This is a genomic window from Microbacterium umsixpiens, from assembly GCF_053543675.1.
In genome coordinates this window covers 1-2877 of sequence record NZ_JBLVOH010000155.1, presented here as the reverse complement: position 1 = coordinate 2877, position 2877 = coordinate 1, and the positions used below count along the sequence as shown (strand labels likewise).

Here is a 2877-nt window from a genome sequence, read left to right as displayed (position 1 = left end):
GAGCAGCGGTCTCCAAAACCGCAGGTTGCAGGTTCGATTCCTGTCCGCCCTGCGCGTCAGCGCAACGCTGACACACGAAAGGTACATTCAGGATGGATCAGGACGAACCGCGCGGCGAGGTCGTCGCGGCCGGCGCCACCCGCGAGAAGAAGGGCAACCCCTTCTCACGGTTCTTCGGGGGTATCGCCCTGTTCATCCGCCAGGTCATCGCCGAGCTCCGCAAGGTCGTCACCCCGACTCGCAAGGAGCTGTTCAAGTTCACCCTGGTGGTGCTCGTCTTCGTTCTGATCGTCATGGGCATCGTCTACGGCTTGGACACGCTGTTCGCGTTCTTGACGCACTGGGTGTTCGGAATCCCTGGCTGATGACCCCCGCGGCTCGCGCCGCAGCTATGGAGAAGAAACAACGTGTCTGAACGATATTCCGACGACGCCGACTGGGCGACCGCCGCAGAGCAGTCCAGCGAGGAAGACGAAGCCCAGGAGGGCAACGTCCTCGCTGAGGAAGAGCTCTCGGCCACCCCGGCCGAGCACATCGCGGTTCACGTCGAAGACGAGGACGGCGAAGAGGATGACACGGCTGACATCGACATCGACATCGACGACCCGGAGGCGGACGCGATCGTGAACGACGCTCTGAACCTGGACGAAGCGGCTGAGTCTGAGGCTGCCGCTGAGGTCCTCAACGAATCTGTGGCCGAAGAGGCCGCCGACCTCGACGCGGCTGCGGCCGACGAGGTCACCCCGTACGACGGCCCCGAGCTCGGTGCTGACGACGTGCAGGGCGACGAGGACTCCTCCGCCGATGAAGTTGACGAGGACGCCGAGGAAGACCCGTACGAGGCCTTCCGCATGGACCTCCGCATGCTCCCGGGCAAATGGTACGTCATCCACTCCTACGCCGGCTTCGAGCGCAAGGTGAAGGCGAACATCGAGCAGCGCAAGTCGACGCTCGAGGTCGAGGACGAGATCTACCAGATCGAGGTCCCGATGGAAGACGTGGTCGAGATCAAGAACGGCCAGCGCAAGATGGTCACCCGCGTGCGCATCCCCGGCTACGTGCTGGTGCGCATGGAGCTCACGGAAGACACCTGGTCGGTCGTGCGTCACACCCCGGGTGTCACCGGCTTCGTGGGCAATGCCCACAACCCGACGCCGCTGCGCTTCGAAGAGGCCTTCAACATGCTGAAGTCGCTCGTCGAGGTCAAGGACGTCCCCACGGCCAAGAACATCGCGTCGAAGGGCGGCGTCGCCGTCGCTCGTCCGCTGCCGGCCGAGGTCGACTTCGAGGTCGGCGAGACCATCACGATCAAGGAGGGCTCGTTCGCGGGTCTTCCCGGTTCGATCAGCGAGATCAAGCCCGAGAGCGGCAAGCTCACGGTCCTCGTCTCGCTCTTCGAGCGTGAGACCCCGGTCGAGCTGTCGTTCGACCAGGTCACCAAGATGGTCTGACACACATCCTCACGAGAACGGCCGTCCCTTTCGGGGCGGCCGTTCTTGCGTTCGCTCCCTTCTCGCGAGGGGTCAGAACACGCCGCAGCACGTCGGGCGATTGCGGCGTGTCTTGGCTCCTCGGCTCGGCATGACGCGGCGTTCGTGCTGTGCGGCAGCATCAGGTAGACTTGTGTGGTTTGTGTGCCGCTTCGGCGTGCGCAGAGACGACCACGATCCGGAAACGCCGGATCTGTGGGAGAAGCGGATGCTCCGGCATCCGATTCGATGAAAGGAAAGAGAATGGCACCGAAGAAGAAGGTGACCGGCCTGATCAAGCTTCAGATCAACGCCGGTGCAGCCAACCCGGCGCCGCCGATCGGCCCCGCGCTCGGTCAGCATGGCGTCAACATCATGGAGTTCTGCAAGGCGTACAACGCCGCGACCGAGTCGCAGCGCGGCAACGTCATCCCCGTCGAGATCACCGTCTACGAGGACCGCAGCTTCACCTTCGTCCTGAAGACCCCGCCGGCGGCGGAGCTCATCAAGAAGGCCGCAGGCGTCCCCAAGGGCTCCGCGACCCCGCACACCGTCAAGGTCGCGAAGATCACCAAGGACCAGGTCCGCCAGATCGCCGAGACCAAGCAGGCCGACCTGAACGCGAACGACATCGAGGCCGCGATCTCGATCATCGCCGGCACCGCCCGTTCCATGGGCATCACGGTCGAGGGCTGAGGAGAATAATCATGGCTACCAAGTCCAAGGCTTACAAGGCTGCCGCCGAGAAGATCGAGGCGGACCGTTTCTACACCCCGACCGAGGCAGTCGCCCTCGCGAAGGAGACCGGCTCGTCGAAGTTCGACTCGACCGTCGAGGTCGCGCTGAAGCTCGCGGTCGACCCCCGCAAGGCAGACCAGATGGTGCGCGGCACCGTCATCCTGCCCCACGGCACCGGTAAGACCGCCCGCGTCATCGTCTTCGCCACCGGCCCCGCGGCCGAGGCAGCGATCGCCGCAGGTGCGGATGAGGTCGGCGGCGCCGAGCTCATCCAGAAGGTCGCCGATGGCTGGACCAACTTCGACGCCGCAGTCTCCACCCCGGAGCTCATGGGCCAGGTCGGTCGTCTCGGAAAGGTGCTCGGACCGCGTGGTCTGATGCCGAACCCGAAGACCGGCACCGTGACCCCGAACCCGGCCAAGGCCGTCGAGGAGATCAAGGGCGGAAAGATCGAGTTCCGCGTCGACAAGCACGCCAACGTGCACTTCGTCGTCGGCAAGGCATCGTTCACCGCAGAGCAGCTCGACGAGAACATCGGCGCAGCGCTCGAGGAGATCGTCCGCCTCAAGCCCTCGAGCTCGAAGGGCCGTTACATCCAGAAGGGTGCGGTGTCGACCACGTTCGGCCCCGGCATCCCGCTGGACGTCAATTCCATCTGAGTCTGACTCGC

4 protein-coding genes and 1 tRNA gene (1 of these 5 only partly in view) are annotated in these 2877 nt (G+C 64.7%); all 5 read left to right on the top strand.

The window, feature by feature from the left end:
- Nucleotides 1-52: transfer RNA gene (locus ACNPM4_RS15320), tRNA-Trp, on the top strand; it begins 48 nt to the left of the window's first position.
- Nucleotides 53-92: 40 nt separating this feature from the next.
- Nucleotides 93-365 carry a preprotein translocase subunit SecE gene (gene secE / locus ACNPM4_RS15315; RefSeq protein WP_029260992.1) on the top strand — a complete coding sequence of 91 codons (273 nt, stop codon included), beginning with the start codon at nt 93-95 and terminating at the stop codon, nt 363-365.
- 42 nt (nt 366-407) lie between these two features.
- Nucleotides 408-1451, top strand: a complete 1044-nt coding sequence (gene nusG, locus ACNPM4_RS15310; protein WP_105710394.1) for a transcription termination/antitermination protein NusG — start codon at nt 408-410, stop codon at nt 1449-1451.
- 282 nt (nt 1452-1733) lie between these two features.
- On the top strand, nt 1734-2165 hold the full coding sequence (gene rplK, locus ACNPM4_RS15305; protein ID WP_017829145.1) for a 50S ribosomal protein L11: 432 nt from the start codon (nt 1734-1736) through the stop codon (nt 2163-2165).
- Nucleotides 2166-2176: 11 nt separating this feature from the next.
- The gene (gene rplA, locus ACNPM4_RS15300) at nt 2177-2866 is read left to right on the top strand and encodes a 50S ribosomal protein L1 (protein ID WP_029260994.1); all 690 of its coding nucleotides are present in this window, start codon (nt 2177-2179) and stop codon (nt 2864-2866) included.
- The last annotated feature ends 11 nt before the right edge of the window (nt 2867-2877 follow it).